This window comes from Thauera phenylacetica B4P (genome assembly GCF_000310225.1).
Lineage (GTDB): Bacteria > Pseudomonadota > Gammaproteobacteria > Burkholderiales > Rhodocyclaceae > Thauera > Thauera phenylacetica.
This window is the reverse complement of record NZ_AMXF01000415.1, coordinates 1-1,861: the sequence shown is the minus strand read 5'-3', so window position 1 is coordinate 1,861 and position 1,861 is coordinate 1. Positions and strand designations below refer to the sequence as shown.

The following is a 1,861-nucleotide window of genomic DNA, read 5'->3' as shown; positions in this document are numbered from 1 at the left end:
CGGTCGCCCACGGCGTACTGGCCGGCGGGCTTGGCGGCGGGAGCCTGCGCGGCCGCAGGCAGGGGCGCGAGCGCCAAGGCGGCGAGCAGCGAAGCGGCGAGCCGCGCGTGGCGGACGAGTTGGCCGAGGTGCATGTTCGTGTTCAATTTTCTGTCTCCGGTAGCGGGCCTGCAGCGCGGGGCGCGTGCTTGCGGATGAAGCGGCGCATCGTCCCTCAGGTCCTCACGGTCATGCCGTCGGCGAGCGACTGGCGGTAGGCGCGCAGCCCCGGCAGCAGGCTGGCGACCAGGCTGGCGGCGAGCACCGCGCCGAGCAGGCGCCATTCGCTCGCCGCGGGCCAGCCCAGGCTCAGCTGCAGGCCGTGTTGCGCGGCGAGCCAGGGCGCGAGCGCGGCGCCCGCACCATACAGCAGCGCGAGCCCGAGCGCGATGCCGGCGACGGCGAGCACGAGGCTCTCGACCGCGAGCAGCGCGAAGACCGCGCGCGGGCTGGCGCCGAGCGCGCGCAGGATGGCGAGCTCGCGGCGGCGCTCGCCCAGGCTCGCCAGCACCACCGCCACCATGCCGGCCAGGCCGACCACGACCACCAGGGCCGAGACCGCGAGCAGCGCGCGCTCGGCGATGCCGACCAGGCTCCACAGCTGCTGCAGGGTGGCGCCGGGCAGGATGGCGGTGAGCGGCTCGCCGGTGTAGCCGTTGAGCTGGCGCTGCACGCGGAACACCGCGCTGCGGCTGTGCAGCCCGACCAGCGCGGCGGTGACCGACTTGGGGCGCAGGTCGAACTTGCGCACGTGCTCGGGCGCGATCGTGAGGCCGGGGATGGGCGCGCCGCCGTGCCAGTCGACATGGATCGCCTCCAGGCCTTCCAGGCTCACCAGCACGGCACGATCGAGCGGCGTGGCGCTGGAGGCGAGGATGCCGGCCACGGTGAAGGGCTTGTCGGCGTGCTCGGCGAAGCGCGGCCCGCCCTCCCCGGCGCCGCCGCCGTGGCTGAGCACGATGCGATCGCCGAGGCGGTAGCCATGGCGGGCGGCGACCTCGGCGCCGATCACCGCCTGGAAGAGGTCCTCCGCGCGCGCGGGTGCGTCGGCGAAGGGGCCGCCGGCGGCGAAGGCGAGGCTGCGCCCCTCGCCGTGGCGGTAATGCGCGAAGAAGTCCGTGGTGGTACCGACCACGCGGTGGCCGCGGTGCGAGTCGCCGAGCGCGAGCGGCACCAGCCACTTCACCTGAGGCAGCGCGGCGACGTGCTCGACGCTGGCCCACGACAGGTTGGCCGTGGCGTCGCCGATGTGGAAGACCGAGTAGAGCAGCAGCTGCACCGCGCCGCCGCGCGCGCCCACCACCAGGTCGGTGCCGGAGATCGTCTGCGCGAAGCCTGCGCGCGCGTCGTTGCGCAGGCGCTCGACCCCGAGCAGCAGCGCCACCGCCAGCGCCACCGCGAGCACGGTGAGCGCGACCGACAGGCGGCGGTTGGCGATGCTGCGCAGCGACAGCATGAGCACCGCGCTCATCGCGCGCCCTCCGCCGCCGACGCCGCGTGATTCAACGCCGCGTGGTTCAACGCCGCGAGGTCGAGCACGCGGTCGAAGTGCGCGGCCAGGCGTGCGTCGTGGCTGACGAAGAGCAGCGCGGCGCCGGCCGCGGCGCACTCCTCGAGCAGCAGGTCGATGAAGGCCTGCTGGCGGTCGGCATCCAGCGCCGAGGTGGGCTCGTCGGCCACCACCAGGCCGGGGCGGCCGATCAGCGCGCGCGCCGCGGCCACGCGCTGCTGCTGGCCGACCGAGAGCTGCGCGGCGGGACGATCGAGCAGCTCGGCGCCGAGGTCGAGCCGCGCCGCCAGGCGCGCAGCCTGGCGAGATCCT

At 75.3% G+C, this 1,861-nt stretch carries 2 protein-coding genes; both read right to left on the bottom strand.

Features of this window, described 5'->3' with window-relative positions:
* Positions 1-214: 214 nt before the first annotated feature.
* Positions 215-1,510 carry an ABC transporter permease gene (locus tag C667_RS22635; RefSeq protein ID WP_004387345.1) on the bottom strand — a complete coding sequence of 432 codons (1,296 nt, stop codon included), beginning with the start codon at positions 1,508-1,510 and terminating at the stop codon, positions 215-217.
* The coding region (locus C667_RS22630; RefSeq protein ID WP_004387343.1) for an ATP-binding cassette domain-containing protein at positions 1,507-1,861 on the bottom strand (355 nt) is incomplete at its 5' end. The genes C667_RS22635 and C667_RS22630, both read right to left, overlap by 4 nt.